Consider the following 16,868-nt stretch of genomic DNA (forward strand, 5'->3'; position numbering starts at 1 on the left):
CCCGTCGGTTCCGTACCGGCTGGCCGAGCAAATGACCTAGGCTGCAATGCTTCTCGGGCGGGTGCTGACCGTGGTCGGAGTGCCGGACGGCCCCGCGTCACAAACTCGGCGGGTCGCACCGAGGTGAGGGAACCTCCGGCGCGGTCGGGTCGTCAGACCTTGTGATCACAATTGCGACCACGTCCGATCACCATCATGGCCGGACCGTGTCGCATCCGGTGGATCAGCGGGCCGCACGATGGACCCTGTCAGCAAGGCCGGCAACAGGTTTGAAACCTTCGCTTAGGTGTTCGTAGGCGCTCGGAGGTAAGGCGTATGGATTTCGGTGCTTTACCCCCGGAGATCAACTCTGCCCGAATGTATTCGGGCCCCCGGTCAGGTTCGATGCTGGTTGCCGCCGATGCCTGGGATCGGTTGGCGGACAACCTGTACGACTCCGCGGCATCCTGCCAGTCGCTCCTCACATCGCTAACCGACGACGACTGGCGCGGTCCAGCGTCAGATTCGGTGACCGCCGCGATCGCGCCGTATGTGAGGTGGCTGACGGCGACCGCGGCGCAGGCCGAGCAGGTCGCACGCCAGGCCAGGGACGCGGCGAGCGCATTCGACGCCGCGTTCGGGGCCGTCGTGCCCCCGGCGGCGATCGAGGCCAACCGGGCCGCCCTGGCATCGCTGATCGCCGGAAACATTGTCAGCCAGGACACGCCGTCGATCACGGCCGTGGAGGCGGAGTACGGCGAAATGTGGGCCCAGGACGCCGACGCGATGTATCGCTACGCGGGCGCTTCGGCGACCGCCGCGACGTTGAGGCCGATGGCGCCGCCGACACCGGGCGGCACTGCGGCCGGGGCGGCGGATCCGGCCGCGGACGTGTCGGACGATACGCAGGACGCGTTGGCGCAGGCGGTTTACGCGCTGCCGCGGGCGTTGCGAGCGCTGGCCCAGCCGTCTCAGTCGAGGTCGGCCGCGTTGACGGCCCTGGCCAAGCTGACTTCGGTGCCCTCGGTGGGAGCCTTCACATCGGCCATCAGCAATCTGGTGCTGGGCCAGGGCGCGCGAGTGGGTCGGTTGTCCGTGCCGCGCAACTGGGGTGACGCCGCGTTCGGATCGCTGCGATCGATCGCCTGATGCGGTGCCGCGGTCACAAGCCGCCGCCGTCGTCGGGGTGCAATAGCCCCTCGGACTCGTCTCCTGGAACTCTTACTGAGCGCCGCTGGGCGGGTGAGACGCCATCCAATCGCTAAAGCTGGTGGGGTAGACGGTCAGTCGTTCACCGTCGACGGGAACGATGCTGCGGTCGTCGAGCACCGCGCCGTAGTAACGGGCATCGGCGTCGGTCACCACCTGGCGCGCATCGCCCGTTGCGGCGAACCGGGTCCGGATGAAGTCGTCCATGCCGCGCTTCTCGGGCCCGGCGATATTGTTCAGCTCGTTGGTCGGAGCGTCGATTGCCGCACGAGAGACGGCCGTGGCGACGTCAGCGGCGGCGATCGGCTGAAACGCCCCATGCGGCGCGCGAACGGTGTCACCTTCAGTCATCGAATCGGCAATGCCGTCAACGAATTCGAAGAACTGAGTAGCCCGCACGATCGAATACGGCGCTCCCGATTCCAGGATCAGCTTCTCCTGAGCGGTTTTGGCCCGCATGTAGCCACTTTCGGCCGTCCGGTCGGCTCCCACGATCGAGAGCGCGACGTGGTGCTGCACGCCCGCCGCTTGCTCTGCCCCGAGGAGGTTGCGGGTGGAGCTGGTGAAGAAGTTGAGTACGTCATCGTCGGCCCAGGACGGCGAGTTGGACACGTCCACCACCGTGTGGACCCCGGCGACGGCGTCGGCTACGCCTTCGCCGGTCACGGTGTTGACGCCCGACGACGGCGACGCCGCGACGGCCTCATGCCTCTGCTCGGTGAGCTGGGCCACCACCTGCGATCCGATGAGCCCACTGCCGCCGACAACCAAAACCTTCATAATCAAGCCTTTCCGGATCCGCGATGAACGCCATACTCAGCATCGCTTGCTCACGGCTCAGCCGAAACCCTGGAGTTGCCCAACCCTTGCCGGGTGCGAGCAACGGGGCGACCACGCTTAAATCAACTGCTTGACTTAATGCAGGCGGCACCGATTAACTCGTCGTGTGGTCAACGAACTTGCCGGCAAAGTTGCCGTCGTCACCGGGGGGGCCTCAGGCATCGGTCGCGGTATAGCGCAACGGTTTGCGGCCGAAGGCGCACGGGTGGTCATCGCCGACATCGAGAGCGACACCGGGCGGGCGCTGGCCGGCTCGCTGGGTCCCGACGCGCTCTTCTCCCGGACCGACGTCTCCGATCCTGAACAGGTCAGCGCGCTGGTGAGGACGGCGGTCGAGAAGTTCGGCGGTCTGCACGTCATGGTGAACAACGCCGCGGTCTCGGGACCCCTGTGCCGCCTGCTCGACGACGAATTCAAGGATTTCCACCGCGTGATGGCGATCAACGTCCTGGGAGTGATGGCCGGAACCCGGGATGCCGCGCGGCACATGGCCGACAACGGCGGGGGATCCATCATCAACCTGACCTCGATTGGCGGCATTCAGGCGGGCGGTGGTGTCATGACATACCGCGCATCCAAAGCGGCGGTCATCCAGTTCACCAAATCGGCGGCAATTGAGTTGGCCTACTACGACATTCGGGTCAACGCCATCGCGCCGGGCAGCATACCCACGCCGATCTTGGCGTCCTCGGCCAGTGGCATGAACCCCGCGGAACTCGAGCGGTACGAGGCGAATATCCGCCAGGGGATGCGCGACGACAGGCCGTTGAAGCGGGAAGGCACGCCCGACGACGTCGCGGAGGCGGCGCTGTATTTCGGTAGCGAGCGCTCGCGCTATGTCACTGGAACGGTGTTGCCGGTGGACGGTGGGGCGGTGGCCGGCAAGGTGATTCGCTCCAAACGCAAATAGCCCGCGCCGAACGTGCGTTGGCCGCGATTCACTTGCGCCTGGCCGGCGGCACCTCCGAGGCCATTACCGCCAGGGCACGGTCCCACACCCGGTGCATTCCCAGAGCCGCCAGCAATCCAGCCGTCAACTCTTTGTCGACGTCGTCGGCGATCAACACCCCGAAATCCTCGCGGGAGATACCGGCGGACTCCAATACGGCGGCGCCGTCCCCCCAGGCGGCCAACGGCTTGCAATGACGGAACGCCTCCTGCAGCAGGGTCATCAGCTTGATGTCGCCATTCGGGACCGTCCCGGCCGCGACTACCACCGCGTCGAATTCGACCGACCGCGCGGTCAGCAGGGTGCGTTCGACGATCTCGGTTCGCCGACCCGACTTCAGTTTTCCGCCGACCGGCGCTGTCAACAGTGCCGTGGCACCGGCCGCGGTGATCGCTTTGATCAGTTTCGCGACACCGGCGAGGTCGGACTGGGGGTCGGCGATGATGCCAACTTTGCGGCCGGCGACTGGGCCGGGCTCGGCGTAAATCTGCGATAACGCCGGCGACGTCGACACATCGGCGGGCGGCTTGCCCTTCGGGGCGGGCAAGCCCAGACCGGCAGCGACCTGCTCGCACAGATCCGCGTCGACATTCGCCAGCACCTGCAGCTCGCGTTCTTTGATGGCTTGCTCGTAGCACTTGCCGAGCTCGAAGGTGAAAGCCTCGATCACGTGCAGCTGCTCGATGCGGCTCAGGCTGCGATAGAACATCGCCGGCTGGCTGAAGTGGTCGTCGAACGAGGCGGGTTGTTCGCGCACCGCGGGCCCCTCGATTGCCCGCGGGGTGGGCACATATCCGCCGTCGTCGGCATCGGCCACGTTGGGTTCGCCGTCATCGATGCTGTTGGGACGGTACGGGGCCAAGCCCTCATGAATTGCGGTCTGGTGCATGCCATCGCGCAGCATGTCGTTGACCGGGCAGTGCTGGCGATTGATCGGCAACTGAGTGAAATTGGGTCCGCCGAGCCGGGTCAGCTGGGTGTCGAGGTAGGAGAATAACCGCGCCTGCATCAGTGCATCGTTGGTCGGCTCGATGCCCGGAACGAGATTGCCGGTGTGAAACGCGACCTGTTCCGTCTCGGCAAAATAATTGGTGGGGTTGCGATTCAGTGTGAGCTTGCCGATCAGCGTCACCGGAACCAGTTCCTCCGGAACGATTTTCGTCGGGTCGAGCAGGTCGATGCCTTTGTAACTGTCCGTGCCGTCATCGGGAATCACCTGAATGCCAAGTTCGTATTCGAAAAACGCGCCGGCATCGATGGCATCCGCCATGTCGCGGCGGTGAAAATCGGGATCGCATCCGGCCGTGATTTGCGCCTCTTCCCACACCTGAGAGTGCACACCGGCCACCGGCTTCCATTGGAATTTGACCAGACTGGTCTTGCCGCGGCGGTTCACCAGGCGGAAGGTGTGCACACCGAAGCCCTCCATGGTGCGGAACGAACGTGGGATGCCACGGTCGCTCATGTTCCAGAAGACGTGGTGGGTGGCTTCGGTGTGCAGGGAGACGAAATCCCAGAAGGTGTCGTGGGCGGACTGGGCTTGCGGGATCTCTCGGTCCGGATGCGGTTTGCCGGCGTGGATGACATCGGGAAACTTGATGCCGTCCTGGATGAAGAACACCGGAATGTTATTGCCCACCAAGTCAAAATTGCCTTCTTCGGTGTAGAACTTCACCGCGAAGCCACGAGTGTCGCGGACGGTGTCGGCGGATCCGCGCGACCCGAGGACGGTGGAAAATCTGCAGAACACATCGGTCTTCTTGCCCTTGCGGGCCAAGAATGCGGCCCGCGTATAAGCCGAGGCTGTGCCATAGGACTCGAACACGCCGTGCGCGGCGGCACCGCGGGCGTGCACCACGCGTTCCGGGATGCGTTCGTGGTCGAAATGCGTGATCTTTTCGCGGAGGTGAAAGTCCTCCAGCAGACTGGGACCACGGCTGCCGGCCTTGAGCGAGTGGTCGGTATCGGGCAATCGCACGCCCTGGGCGGTGGTGAGAAAGTCGCCCTGCTGGGCTCGGGGATCGGCGTAACGACTTTCACCGTTGCTGGCTGCGCCGGTCGGGCTGACGGGCCGTGGTGCGGACTGCGACGGCTTGCGGGCTGGGGGCATGTGAACTCCAGGCTGTATCGGTGGGTGACTACGGTTGCAAGACAGCACAATCCGCCGGACACCATGTGCCCGTCAGCGGGTTCGAGGAATCGGGCAGGCGCACAACAGAATCCGCGCAGGACTCGACCAGCGGTCGCACGCAGATGAGACAGTGCGGCACCGAAGCGACGCGCAACACCAGATTCCCTTCCAGGGCGGCGGCTTGGCGGAGCGACAAGACGGTATCGGCGTCCAGCCACAAATCCGTCCCTGCTGGTTGAAGAACGGTAAGCTCGGTAGTACCCCGGGCCGGGGCAGTCAAACTCGAAGCAAAGTGCAAGTTGAAGTTCGCCGCTGGGCGTGTCCAGCTTTGCCTCGGCGCGTTTACCGCAGCAGCGACCCGGATATCCCCCCCAAGCGGTCATCGGCCGATGGGTCACCCCGACTGACCGGCGACGTGTCAGAAGGGGCAGCTATGGGATTTTCCGAGCAGCAGCAATCCGTACCGGGCATTCAAGGCGAGATGGATCCTGTTCCGGATTGCGGCGAGAACAGCTACACCGGCGCGGGAAAGCTGACCGGCAAGTGCGCCGTTATCACCGGGGGCGACAGCGGGATTGGTCGCGCGGTGGCGATCGCTTTTGCCCGAGAAGGTGCCGACGTGCTGATCGCATATTTGAACGAAGACGAAGACGCTCGCGACACCGCCCGCTACGTCGAGGACGCGGGGCGCAAGTGCGTGCTGGTTCCGGGTGATCTTTCCGAGCCGGAACATTGCCGCGCGGTCATCGACCGAGCCGTTTCGGAGTTCGGTCGAATCGATGTGCTCGTCAACAACGCCGCATATCAGATGATGCACGAGAGTCTGGATGAGATCACCGACGAGGAATGGGACCACACCTTCCGGCTCAACGTCGGCGCCTACTTCTACCTGACCAAAGCGGCGTTGCCGCACATGGGACCCGGCTCCTCGATCATCGGCAGTTCGTCGGTGAATTCCGACTCGCCCAACCCCACCCTGGCGCCCTACGCAGCAACGAAAGCGGCGATTGCAAATCTGTCGGCCAGTCTCGCTCAACTTCTTGGCCCGCAGGGCATTCGAGTCAATAGCGTGGCGCCTGGTCCGATATGGACACCTCTGATCCCCTCGACCATGGACGCCGAGAAAGTGAAGTCGTTCGGGGACAACGTGCCGCTGGGGCGTGCCGGCCAGCCAGCTGAGCTCGCTCCCGTCTACGTGCTGCTCGCGTCCGACGACGCGAGCTATGTTTCCGGCGCGCGGGTGGCGGTAACCGGGGGCAGGCCGATCCTGTGAGCTGACCGCCTCGACGCTATGGACCCAGACTCGCTGGCGCGGGCCACGCTTCGGACTCGCCGAAACTGCGTCCAGGGCGCAAATCCGTCGCTGAACGCGCCCTGTACGCAGACTCGACGCCACGAACGCAGACTCGCCTCGCGCGGGCCAAACCTGACTCGGCTCCCGACTAGTGATTCGCTGGCTTCGCGATTACTCCCTGCGGAGCTGGGTCAATTAAATCAATCGCTTGACTTAATCTGGGTGCACGCTGTTGACTGGGCGGCATGACCATACTCAGCCGACCCGTTCGCAGCGATCGGGCCAGCTCCACGCAGGAGGCGATCCTGGTGGCGGCCGAGCGCCTGTTCGCCGAGCACGGCGTGTTCGCGGTGTCCAACAGGCAGGTCAGCGAGGCGGCCGGGCAGGGCAACAATGCGGCGGTCGGTTATCACTTCGGCACCAAGGCGGATCTGGTGCGTGCGATCGAAGAGAAGCATCGCGGGCCCATCGAGCAGCTGCGCGAGCACATGGTGGCCAAGCTCGACTCAAAAGAGGCTCACGTCGCCGGGATGCGCGACTGGGTGGCCTGCCTGGTGTGCCCGCTCACCGAGCACCTCGAGGCCCTGGGGAACCCCACCTGGTATGCGCGTTTCGCGGCGCAGGCCATGACCGATCCCGCTTACCACGACATCGTGGTCAAGGACGCGCTGAGTTCGCCGTCGCTGGTTCAGGTCATCGATGGCATCAACGCCTGCCTGTCCGACCTGCCCGCCGCCGTCCGGTTCGAGCGCAACATCATGGCCAGCAACCTGTTGATGCACACATGCGCCGACCTGGAACGCGCGCTCGCCGCCGGCACATCGGTGCCCCGGCCGTCCTGGCGAGCCGCCGCTACGGGCCTCATCGACGCGGTCGTCGGTCTTTGGCTGGCGCCCGTGACACCGGACGACTGCGGGTCGGGGGAGGTAACTAGGCGATGAAGGTCATCGTCGACGAGGCTGTTTGCGCCTCTTCGGGGAACTGCGTGATGAACGCACCGGAGGTATTCGACCAGCGTGACGAGGACGGCGTCGTCGTCCTACTCAATCCCAACCCGCCGGCCGAGCAGGCCCAGGGCGCTCGCAAAGCCGCGGCCGCATGCCCCGCACTGGCGATCCGCATCGAGGAGTGATTGTGTCCGACGTACTGACGAGCACTACGACAGAGGCCGCAGTCCCGGAGTATCCGATGGCCAGAGCGGCGGGCTGCCCGTTTGCCCCGCCTCCGGACGTCATGGCACTGGCCGAAGACAGGCCGCTGTCGCGGGTTCGGATCTGGGATGGCAGCACACCCTGGCTCATTACGGGATACGACCAGTGTCGTGAGCTGTTCTCGGACTCGCGGGTCAGCGTCGACGACCGGGTGCCCGGCTTCCCGCACTGGAACGCGGGCATGTTGTCGACCGTGCACAAGCGTCCGCGATCGGTGTTCACCGCCGACGGCGAGGAGCACACGCGATTCCGCCGGATGCTGTCCAAGCCGTTCACTTTCAAGCGCGTGGAAGGCTTGCGGCCGCGCATCCAACAAATCACCGACGACCACATCGACGCGATGCTGGCCGGGCCGAAGCCGGCCGACATCGTGACCGCGTTGGCCTTGCCCGTTCCGTCGCTGGTGATCAGCCAGATGCTGGGGGTGCCCTACGAGGACGCCGAGATGTTTCAGCACCACGCCAACGTCGGCCTGGCGCGCTACGCAACGGGCGAGGACACCGCCAAAGGCGCGATGAGCCTGCACAAGTACCTGTCCCAGCTGGTCGAGGCGAAGATGAAGTCTCCCCTTGCAGAATCAGAAGACGCGGTTTCCGACCTCGCCGAGCGGGTGCAGGCGGGCGAGCTCAGCTTCAAGGAGGCCGCCCAGCTGGGCACCGGCCTACTGATTGCCGGGCACGAGACCACCGCGAACATGCTCGGTCTGGGTGTGCTTGCGCTGCTTGAACATCCGGACCAGCTGCCCGCGATCCGCGACGCCGACGACCCCAAGATCGTCGCCAACGCAGTCGAGGAATTGCTGCGCTACCTCAGCATCATCCAGAACGGCCAGCGCCGAGTCGCTCTCGAAGACATCAATATCGCGGGGGAGGTGATCCGCGCGGGCGAAGGCATCATCATCGATCTGGCCCCGGCGAACTGGGATCCGCGTGCGTTCACCGAGCCCGACCGGCTCTATCTGCACCGCTCGGGCGCCGACCGTAATGTCGCATTCGGTTACGGCAGGCATCAGTGCGTGGGCCAGCAGCTCGCCCGCGCGGAGCTGCAGATCGTGTTTCGCACACTGTTCCGGCGGGTGCCGACGCTGGAATTGGCCGTGCCGCTTGAGGAGATCCCGTTCAAGCACGACCGGTTGGCTTACGGCGTCTACGAATTGCCGGTCACGTGGTAGCTCTGCGTGGCTACTCTCGATAACAGCCCATCCGATGGAAGGTCAACGATGACAACACTGACACGCACGCTCTACCCGCCCGGGGGCTTTGGCGCGCCGAAGGATCGCCGCGGCCACGCCGTTGGCAGCGACGTCGGTCTGCCGGAAGGGACGGTGGTCTTCTCCGCCGACAACCACATTTCGTTGGCCGCCGACATCTTCTACGAACGCTTTCCTGAGGACCTCAAGGAAAAAGCCCCGCGGATCTGGTACGAGGACGGTGCCTACCAAGTCGGACGCAAGGGACAGTCGTTTTTGCCGGGCGACTTCAGCGCCGTGCTTATGCAATACGACGACCTGCCGGGGGCCGCAAGCACCAACATCGAGGCCCGCATCCACGAGCTCCACGAGGACGGCGTCGAAAAGGAACTGGCCTTCCCGAACGCTGTGCTGGCGCTGTTCCACTACCCGGACAAGAAACTTCGCGAACTCGCGTTCCGCATCTACAACGAGTACATCGCGGAACTGCAGGAGCGCTCCAGTGGACACTTCTACGGTGCCGGACTGATCAACTGGTGGGACCCGGAGGGCACCCGCCGGACGCTGGCCGAATTGAAGTCGTTGGGGCTCAAGACTTTTCTGATGCCGCTGAACCCGGGTAAGGACGACGAAGGCAACCCGATCGACTACTCCTGCACCACAATGAGCGCCGTCTGGGACGAGATCGAGGCCGCCGGCCTGCCGGTCGCACACCACATCGGGGAGACGCCGCCCAAGAGCCCTTGCGAGTTCAACAGCGTCGTCGTCGGCATGATGATCAACATCGACGGATTCCGGGAAACGTTCTCCAAGTATATTTTTGGCGGCATCCTGGATCAGCACCCCGCACTGCGGATCGGTTGGTTCGAGGGCGGCATCTCCTGGGTGCCGTGGGCGCTGCAGGACGCCGAGCACCTGGTCGCTTCCTACCAGCACATGTTCAACCGGCCGCTGAAACACGATGTGCGCTACTACTGGGACAAGCACATGAGTGCGTCCTTCATGGTCGATCCGCTGGGGCTGGATCTGATCGACCGCATCGGTGTCGACAGAGTCATGTGGTCCTCGGACTATCCGCACAACGAAAGCACGTACGGCTATTCCGAGAAGTCGTTGCGGACCGTCGTCGAGGCGGTCGGTCCGGCCGACGCGGCGAAGATCGTCAGCGGCAACGTCAGCGAATTCCTAGGCTTGTGACGACGTTCGCGCGCGCAGGCGCCGGGGTGACGATCCCGGACGCGCCCGATCTGGCGAGGATGCGGCGCGAGACCGGTTCGCGGTTGCGCTCGGCGATGTCCGAGCGTGGCGTCGACGCGATGATCCTGCTGGGCAATAACGCGGTGGTCTATGCCACCGGAACCAGCTGGCCGCTGGGCGATGCCGGACTGTCCTACGTCGAGCGGCCGGTGGCGGTGGTGCTCGCCGATGACGAGTGGCCGCATCTGTTCCTGCCGTTCCGCGAGGGCGTCGCGCAGGAGTCCGACCTGCCCCATGATCACCTGCACGGTCCGGTCTATCTCGAATTCGACGAGGGCGTCGAGGATTTCGCCCGTCAGCTGGCCGGTCTGATTCCGGCCGGCTCCACGGTTGCGATCGACGAATTGACCGGCGCGATGTCGCGTGCGCGAAAGGTGTTGTTCCCCAACGGCGCTCCCGTGGATGCCGCTGCCGTCGTCAGCGCCGCCAAGGTGGTCAAGACCCCGGACGAACTGTCCTGCATGCGGACCGCCATCCGGATCACCGACGAGGCCATGGTTGACGTGCACAAGGCGTTGGCTCCGGGAATTCGGCAGATTGACCTCTCGGCGAGGTTCTTGCGGCGAGCCTTCGAATTGGGTGCCACGGCAAGCATGCTCGAGCCCATCTGGCAGGTCATGCCCCCGAGCAAGGCGGAGGGCGTCTGGACAACGCACGGCGACCTGGCGCTGCCGTTGCTGAGCACCGAACGTGAACTGGCCGAAGGCGACGTGTTGTGGACCGACGTCAGCATCACCTACCGCGGGTACTGCTCGGACTTCGGACGGACCTGGATCGTCGGCCGGGGGCCGACGCCGCGGCAGCAGGCACAGTTCGACCGGTGGCGGGAGATCGTGAACGCGGTGTTGGGCGTGGCCCGCGCCGGAGCCACCGCCGCGGATCTCGGCCGGGCCGCCACGGCCGCCAACGGCGGCACCCGGCCCTGGCTGCCGCACTTCTACCTGGGTCACGGAATCGGCGTGAATGCCGCCGAAATGCCTATGATCGGAACGGATCTCGGTGCGGACTTCGACGAGAGCTTCGTGCTGCGGCCGGGCATGGTGCTGGTCCTGGAGCCTGTGGTGTGGGAGGACGGCACCGGCGGCTACCGCAGCGAAGAAGTCCTGGTGATCACCGAGGAAGGCTCGATCCGTTTGACCGACTACCCGTATGACCCCTATGTCGACTGAAGTCCTGCCCGACGATCGGGCACTGCGCTGCGGACGGCGTGAACGCGCCCTGGCCCAGATGGCGGCACGCGGCATCGACGTGCTGGTGCTCGGCCGCCAGGCCAACGTCCGCTATGTCACTGGCGCACCGCAACTCTGGGTCGCGGGAACCCGTCCGTTCGGTCCCACCTGTGTGCTGGTGCGGGAAACCGGCTCCGTTCACCTGCTCAGCACCTGGGACGAAGGTGTTCCGGATGACATTCCTCACGAGAACCTGTATGGCATCTCGTGGAATCCGATGAACACCATCGGGGCGTTGCAGCGCATCGACGGTGCGGCCACCGCCCGGAGCGTCGGAACGGACGCGCTGTCACCGGTTTTCGCGCAACTGTTACCGACGGCGTTTCCCAACGCCGAGCTGGTCGACGGGGAAGTGGCGATGCGAGCGGCCCGGCGCATCAAGACCGATGATGAGGTGGCGGCGCTGCGGGAGGCCGTCACGGTAGCCGAAGCCGGCTTAGCTGCAGCAGTTTCCGATTTGCAGCCGGGAGCGAGCGATCATACACTGGCCGGTGTGCTGCTCGAGGCGCTGGCGGCGGGCGGGGTCAGCACTCCGTCCAATCAGGATGTCGCGTGGGTGACTTCACGGGATCACCCCTGGCGCCGCGGCAACGGAGACGGCCGGATCCGCGACGGCGACCTGGTGGCGCTTTCGGCAGGTGTCCTGGCCGGCGGGTATGTCGGCGAAGTGGGTCGGACCTGGCCGGTGGGCCATGCCGATGGCGTGAGGGGTCTGTATCAGCGCTGGGACAGGTTGTGGTCCAAGCTGATAGCGGCGTGCCTGCCGGGAATCGGGGCCGACGCATTGCTGGCTGCCTACCAGGAGGCGGGGGAGCCTGCGCCGCCGATGCCGGTAGCCCGAGGCCTGGGCATGGGCTTCGATCCCCCGGTCATCTCCAAGCACCTACCCGCCACCGCGGCCGACGAACGTCTGGAGCCGGGGATGGTGCTTTCCGTCACGGGTTACGTCTGGGAGCACGGACTGGGCGCGGTGTTAGGGCGCGAAGCGGTGCTCATCACCGCGGACGGTCCGGAAGTGTTGACCACCAGCCCGTCATGGCGGTAGGGGCGCAACCGCCCCTCGCGGGTTACCCGGTCGTCGACCTATCCACCGGAATAGCGGGCGCATACTGCACCAAGTTGCTGGCAGATGGCGGTGCCGCCGTCATCAAAGTCGAGGCACCAGAAGGTGATCCGCTGCGCCAATGGTCGTCCTCCGGTGCGCCCATCGACGGCGACGGCGCGCTGTTCAGCTTTCTGGCCGGGTCCAAGCACAGCGTCGTCGCCGATCCCGATGTTGACGACGACCTCGAGTTGGTCAACGGCCTATTGGCGGCGGCCGGCGCGGTAGTGTGGTCGACCGGGTCGGCGGTAGCCGGTCGCTTTGCGCCCGCTCAGATCCGGCGGACGCACCCTCACCTCGTGGTCACGTCCATTACGCCCTTCGGTCTCGACGGCCCCTGGCGGGATCGGCCGGCGACCGAATTCACGCTACAAGCGTGGTCGGGCGGTATCGTTGGGCTAGGTCGTGGATCACCTGACCGCGCACCGGTTTTCGTCGGGGGCCAGGTTGGCGAGTACCTGGCCGGCGCCTACGCAAGCGCCGCCACGCTGACGTCTCGTTTCCGTCAAATCGACAGTGGGACTGGGGAGCTCGTCGATCTATCGATGCTGGAAGCGCAGATACTCTGTCTGACTTACTATCCCGTCACCTACTTCGAAATGCTCGGGCGGCCTTGGCGCGACGCGCGCAGGCTCACCGTCCCCGGTGTGGCGCAAGCCAAGGACGGGCTGGTGGACCTCGGGTGTGGTACCGCCCAGCAGTGGTTCGACCTGTGCGCCATGGTCGGACACCCGGAGTGGATCGACGAGGGCTCGCCGCTATCCATCACCGAGCAGGCCAACATCCACGCCGAAGAGATCTACGCGTGGGTGCGAGACAATCCGGTCGACGAGATCCGAGAGCTTGCAACGGCGTTCCGGATTCCCAATGCGCCGGTGGCCAACGGCGCCACCATCGCATCGTTGGACCACTTCCGCGATCGGCGTGCGTTCGTGGCCAATGCGCGCGACGAATTCATCCAGCCCGGCCACCCCTACCGAATGCGACCCGCGCAGCTCAGGCCGTCCGGCCCCGCGCCGCGACTGGGCGAGCACACCGCGCTGCACGCCGCCGGTGTGCGGGGCGGGCCACGGGCGGTGCAATCGCGCAACGCCTCAAATGTCCTGCCATTCGGTAAGCTTCGGGTTCTGGATATGACGACGTTCTGGGCGGGCCCGAGTTGCACCCATTTCCTGGCCATGCTCGGTGCCGAGGTGATCCACGTAGAGTCCACCCGTCGGCCCGACGGTACCCGACTGATCGCAGGTATCCCTGTCACCGAAGACCGATGGTGGGAGAAGTCGCCGATCTTCGCGGCGCTCAACACCAACAAGAAGGGCGTGACGCTGGACCTGCAGAACCCTCGCGGGCGGGAGGTGTTGCAGCGACTTATCGCGACGTGCGATGTGATCGTAGAGAACTTCACGCCCCGGGTGTTGGACCAGATCGGCCTGGATTTCGCTGCCGTGCAAGCGGTTCGACCCGACGCGGTGATGCTGCGCATGCCCGGATTTGGACTCGACGGGCCATGGCGCGACCAGCCGGCATTCGCCTACGCGATCGAGTCCGCGTCGGGGCTGAGCTGGTTGACCGGCTATCCCGACCGTCCTCCCTACGAGCCGTATTCGATCGGCGACCCTAACGCCGGCGTACATGCGCTCAATGCTTTGTTGCTTGCGCTGGAGCACCGCCGCAAGACGGGCCAGGGCGTGGTGGTGGAGGCGGCCATGGTTGATGCCGCTCTCAGCATCTCCGCGGAGCAGGTCATCGAGTACTCCGCCTACGGCGCTCTGTTGGAACGCGCGGGCAACCGCGGTCCGACGGCCGTGCCGCAAAACCTCTACCGCACCGCCGATGTCGACGAATTTGGTCGGCAAGACAGCTGGGTCGCCGTCGCGGTGGCTACCGACGGGCAATGGGAGGTTTTGTGTGCCGCGCTCGGATCACCCGCCTGGGCGAGCGATCCCGCGCTGGGGTTGGCGGCGGGGCGACGCGCGCAGGAGGACCTGATCGACGAGCGGTTGGCCGCCTGGTGCGCGCACCGCAGCGGCGACGACATCGTCGCGGCCCTGTGGCAGGCAGGTGTGCCGGCGGCCAGGGTGATGCAGCCCCATCGTCAAACGGAATTGGAGCAATTGATGTTTCGGGGCTTTTTCGAGGAGCTGGACCATCCGGTAAACGGCCGGGCCAAGCTCAGCACCTTGCCGATGAGGTTGTCCGGGGGGCCCCGCGCTTTCCACACGCACCCGGCCCCGCTGCTGGGGCAGCACAATAACGAGGTGCTGGCCGAATTGGGGTTGACCGCCGCTGAGATCGCGGAGCTGGAAGCCGGCGGCGTAATAGGCCGATCGCCGGCGTGATCGCCGATCGGCGGGAGCGGGTAGGTGGGAGGCCGTAGACGGCAATCGACCCGTCCCCCGACATTCCCGGTGCCGCAGTATATTTGGCGTCGAATATGTCCAGCTATGTGACGGGGCGGACCATTCATGTGGACGGCGGCAGCCACGCCGCGGGCGGCTGGTACCACGACCCGCAGGGCGGGGGTTACCGGTCGGGTCCCGACTGACCGGCGCGGGCAGCCGGGATCCTCATTGCGGTGCCGGGGCCTGCTCGTCGAAGGCGCGGTCAATGCGCTCGAACCTACGCCGGATGGATGCGCGGGAGGCCTCATGCGGAAGCACGTAGAGGCGGTTGGCCAGGATCGCGTCGGCCGTGAGCCGGGCAACGTCCTCGACACTGGGACCAGTGTGCTGTTTTGCAAGTGCCCCAAGCGATCCCGTCACGCCCGCGGTAACCGGCCGTGCGCTGTCGCCGGTGCGGATTCGGCTGGAGTTTGCGACAAGGTTGGTCTCGATGATCATCGGGCACAGCACCGATACGCCGATCCCGTTGTCCCTGACCTCGCGAGCCAGGGTTTCGGCCAACCCGACGACTCCGTATTTGGCGACACCGTAGGCGCCCAGACCGGCATTCGGGACCAGCCCGGCAAACGACGCGGTGAACACCAAGTGACCGCTCTGCTGCGCGAGCAACCTCGGCAGGAACGCCTCGACGGTATGAATCGAGCCCCACAAGTCCACATCGATCACGAAACGCCAATCGTCATGCGTCATCTGCGCGATCGGCCCGGCGACGACGACCCCGGCGTTGCTGAAGACGATGTCGACCCGGTTGAGCAGTCTGAACGCTTCATCGGCGAGATTGACCAGCTGGTCCAGGTGGCGGACGTCGCAGACGACACCGTGCGCTTCGACCCCCTCGGCACGCATTCCGGCCACGGCCAGATCCAGTGCCGCCTCGTCGATATCGGCCAGCACGAGATTGGTTCCACGGCGCGCGAACTCGGCGGCGGTCGCCAAACCTATGCCGCTCGCACCGCCGGTGACCACTGCCACGCGCCCGGCGAAATCAGACAACGATCCGTCCATGCGACGGAACCCTATTTCAGGCAGCTACCCGCGTCGATAGGCAGGGTGACACCGGTGACGTAGCGCGATTCGTCGGAGGCGAAGAAGAGTACTGCATTGCTGATGTCCTGCGGTTCGACCCAAGGAACGGGGAGCGTGTGGAACATCTGACAGATGGGGGCCATGTCGTCGGGACCCGGATTCTCCAGGTCGGGCCGGAACATGTTGAAGGTGCCTTGGTTCATGATCATTGGCGTGCTCACGTGCGTTGGGTGCACGGAGTTGACGCGAATCATGTGTTGCCCCAGCTCGACTGCGAAGGCACGCATCAGCCCGACCACACCGTGTTTGGCGGCCACATAATGGCCGGTATGCGGGTACGCCTTGAGGCCGCCGACCGAGCTGGTGAGGATGATGGACCCACCGTTCTTGCCTGAAAGGATATGTGGTACACCGGCTTTGACCGTCTTCCAAACGCCGGACAGGTTGACGTCGATCATTTCCGTCCAGTCCTCTTCACTGGTCTTGTCCAACGTCGCCCCGCCGTTGCCGATGCCCGCGTTGGCAACGACGATGTCCAGCCGGCCCAGCTGCTCCACGCCGGCGTCCACGGCGGCTTTCAGCGCTGCGTAATCACGGACGTCGACTTCCGCGGTGAAGATCCTGCGGTTGTGGCCCTTGACGAGGTCGGCGGTCTCCGCCAGATCCTCGGGTGTCGAGGCTGGGATCGCGGCCTCGTCCACAACGCCGTCGCGGATCGGCTTGCAGATGTCGATCGCGATGATGTCGGCGCCTTCCTGCGCCAGCCGAACCGCGTGGCTACGGCCCTGACCACGCGCCGCCCCGGTGATGAAGGCAACCTTTCCCGCCACACGCCCTACCCGGTCTTCAGCCATGACTACCTCAATTCCCCTGAAACTCTGCCCTCGCCTGGCAACGGCGAATCCGTCTTAGCGAATTCCAGTTCTACATATTAGAGAATTTCATTCTCATAAGGCAACCGCGTGCGATATGTGCTCGTCGGCCTCTCTAGGCGTTGGCAAAACCGCGCGAGCAGAAGTCCCAGACCTCATCGGCGGTGATCGGGTGGAC

At 65.2% G+C, this 16,868-nt stretch carries 14 protein-coding genes and 1 pseudogene; 11 read left to right on the top strand and 4 right to left on the bottom strand.

Going from position 1 to position 16,868, the window contains the following annotated elements:
• The first annotated feature begins 315 nt into the window (after positions 1-315).
• Positions 316-1,128: a PPE family protein gene (locus tag JO236_RS15970; RefSeq protein WP_293332153.1), complete on the top strand. Its 813-nt coding sequence runs from the start codon at positions 316-318 to the stop codon at positions 1,126-1,128.
• Between the two features lie 72 nt (positions 1,129-1,200).
• On the opposite strand, the gene JO236_RS15975 is transcribed toward JO236_RS15970, so the two are convergent.
• Positions 1,201-1,968 (bottom strand): SDR family oxidoreductase, encoded by a 768-nt coding sequence (locus tag JO236_RS15975; protein WP_293332156.1) that lies wholly within the window; start codon positions 1,966-1,968, stop codon positions 1,201-1,203.
• 166 nt (positions 1,969-2,134) lie between these two features.
• Between JO236_RS15975 and JO236_RS15980 the strand changes: the two genes are divergently transcribed.
• Entirely contained in the window at positions 2,135-2,938 is an 804-nt protein-coding gene (locus JO236_RS15980) for an SDR family NAD(P)-dependent oxidoreductase (RefSeq protein ID WP_293332159.1), read from the top strand.
• 28 nt (positions 2,939-2,966) lie between these two features.
• On the opposite strand, the gene JO236_RS15985 is transcribed toward JO236_RS15980, so the two are convergent.
• Positions 2,967-5,087 carry a catalase gene (locus JO236_RS15985; RefSeq protein WP_293332162.1) on the bottom strand — a complete coding sequence of 707 codons (2,121 nt, stop codon included), beginning with the start codon at positions 5,085-5,087 and terminating at the stop codon, positions 2,967-2,969.
• 454 nt (positions 5,088-5,541) lie between these two features.
• On the opposite strand from JO236_RS15985, the gene JO236_RS15990 reads away from it, so the two are divergent.
• The 9 genes and pseudogenes from JO236_RS15990 to JO236_RS16030 form a co-directional block, all read left to right on the top strand.
• Complete coding sequence (locus JO236_RS15990; RefSeq protein ID WP_293332165.1) at positions 5,542-6,381, top strand: glucose 1-dehydrogenase; 840 nt, start codon at positions 5,542-5,544, stop codon at positions 6,379-6,381.
• 266 nt (positions 6,382-6,647) lie between these two features.
• Positions 6,648-7,343 (top strand): TetR family transcriptional regulator, encoded by a 696-nt coding sequence (locus JO236_RS15995; RefSeq protein ID WP_293332168.1) that lies wholly within the window; start codon positions 6,648-6,650, stop codon positions 7,341-7,343.
• The gene (locus JO236_RS16000) at positions 7,340-7,534 is read left to right on the top strand and encodes a ferredoxin (RefSeq protein WP_293332171.1); all 195 of its coding nucleotides are present in this window, start codon (positions 7,340-7,342) and stop codon (positions 7,532-7,534) included. Before JO236_RS15995 ends, JO236_RS16000 begins: the two co-directional genes overlap by 4 nt.
• A 2-nt stretch (positions 7,535-7,536) precedes the next feature.
• On the top strand, positions 7,537-8,784 hold the full coding sequence (locus JO236_RS16005) for a cytochrome P450 (protein WP_293332174.1): 1,248 nt from the start codon (positions 7,537-7,539) through the stop codon (positions 8,782-8,784).
• Between the two features lie 153 nt (positions 8,785-8,937).
• The gene (locus tag JO236_RS16010) at positions 8,938-9,999 is read left to right on the top strand and encodes an amidohydrolase family protein (RefSeq protein ID WP_293332189.1); all 1,062 of its coding nucleotides are present in this window, start codon (positions 8,938-8,940) and stop codon (positions 9,997-9,999) included.
• A 59-nt stretch (positions 10,000-10,058) separates the two neighbouring features.
• Positions 10,059-11,228, top strand: a complete 1,170-nt coding sequence (locus JO236_RS16015) for a M24 family metallopeptidase (RefSeq protein ID WP_293332192.1) — start codon at positions 10,059-10,061, stop codon at positions 11,226-11,228.
• Entirely contained in the window at positions 11,218-12,333 is a 1,116-nt protein-coding gene (locus JO236_RS16020; RefSeq protein ID WP_293332177.1) for a M24 family metallopeptidase, read from the top strand. The genes JO236_RS16015 and JO236_RS16020 overlap by 11 nt, the downstream gene beginning before the upstream one ends.
• Positions 12,324-14,729 carry a CaiB/BaiF CoA-transferase family protein gene (locus tag JO236_RS16025; protein WP_293332180.1) on the top strand — a complete coding sequence of 802 codons (2,406 nt, stop codon included), beginning with the start codon at positions 12,324-12,326 and terminating at the stop codon, positions 14,727-14,729. Before JO236_RS16020 ends, JO236_RS16025 begins: the two co-directional genes overlap by 10 nt.
• A 59-nt stretch (positions 14,730-14,788) precedes the next feature.
• Positions 14,789-14,935 (top strand): annotated as a pseudogene (locus JO236_RS16030) (SDR family oxidoreductase); the annotation flags it as partial.
• A gap of 22 nt (positions 14,936-14,957) precedes the next feature.
• Here JO236_RS16030 and JO236_RS16035 read toward each other — a convergent pair.
• Together JO236_RS16035 and JO236_RS16040 are read right to left on the bottom strand one after the other, a co-directional pair.
• Positions 14,958-15,797 (bottom strand): SDR family NAD(P)-dependent oxidoreductase, encoded by an 840-nt coding sequence (locus JO236_RS16035; protein WP_293332183.1) that lies wholly within the window; start codon positions 15,795-15,797, stop codon positions 14,958-14,960.
• 11 nt (positions 15,798-15,808) lie between these two features.
• Entirely contained in the window at positions 15,809-16,672 is an 864-nt protein-coding gene (locus tag JO236_RS16040; protein WP_293332186.1) for a mycofactocin-coupled SDR family oxidoreductase, read from the bottom strand.
• Positions 16,673-16,868 lie beyond the last annotated feature (196 nt).

The organism is Mycobacterium sp. (assembly GCF_019247635.1).
GTDB lineage: Bacteria > Actinomycetota > Actinomycetes > Mycobacteriales > Mycobacteriaceae > Mycobacterium.

Excerpts from the sequence above, each read along its gene's own strand:
- JO236_RS15985 (WP_293332162.1), bottom strand. The coding sequence starts at position 5,087 with ATGCCCCCAGCCCGCAAGCCGTCGCAGTCCGCACCACGGCCCGTCAGC.
- JO236_RS16020 (WP_293332177.1), top strand. The coding sequence starts at position 11,218 with ATGTCGACTGAAGTCCTGCCCGACGATCGGGCACTGCGCTGCGGACGG.
- JO236_RS16035 (WP_293332183.1), bottom strand. The coding sequence starts at position 15,797 with ATGGACGGATCGTTGTCTGATTTCGCCGGGCGCGTGGCAGTGGTCACC.
- JO236_RS15995 (WP_293332168.1), top strand. The coding sequence starts at position 6,648 with ATGACCATACTCAGCCGACCCGTTCGCAGCGATCGGGCCAGCTCCACG.
- JO236_RS16000 (WP_293332171.1), top strand. The coding sequence starts at position 7,340 with ATGAAGGTCATCGTCGACGAGGCTGTTTGCGCCTCTTCGGGGAACTGC.
- JO236_RS16015 (WP_293332192.1), top strand. The coding sequence starts at position 10,059 with ATGCGGCGCGAGACCGGTTCGCGGTTGCGCTCGGCGATGTCCGAGCGT.
- JO236_RS15975 (WP_293332156.1), bottom strand. The coding sequence starts at position 1,968 with ATGAAGGTTTTGGTTGTCGGCGGCAGTGGGCTCATCGGATCGCAGGTG.
- JO236_RS16040 (WP_293332186.1), bottom strand. The coding sequence starts at position 16,672 with ATGGCTGAAGACCGGGTAGGGCGTGTGGCGGGAAAGGTTGCCTTCATC.
- JO236_RS15970 (WP_293332153.1), top strand. The coding sequence starts at position 316 with ATGGATTTCGGTGCTTTACCCCCGGAGATCAACTCTGCCCGAATGTAT.
- JO236_RS16025 (WP_293332180.1), top strand. The coding sequence starts at position 12,324 with ATGGCGGTAGGGGCGCAACCGCCCCTCGCGGGTTACCCGGTCGTCGAC.
- JO236_RS15990 (WP_293332165.1), top strand. The coding sequence starts at position 5,542 with ATGGGATTTTCCGAGCAGCAGCAATCCGTACCGGGCATTCAAGGCGAG.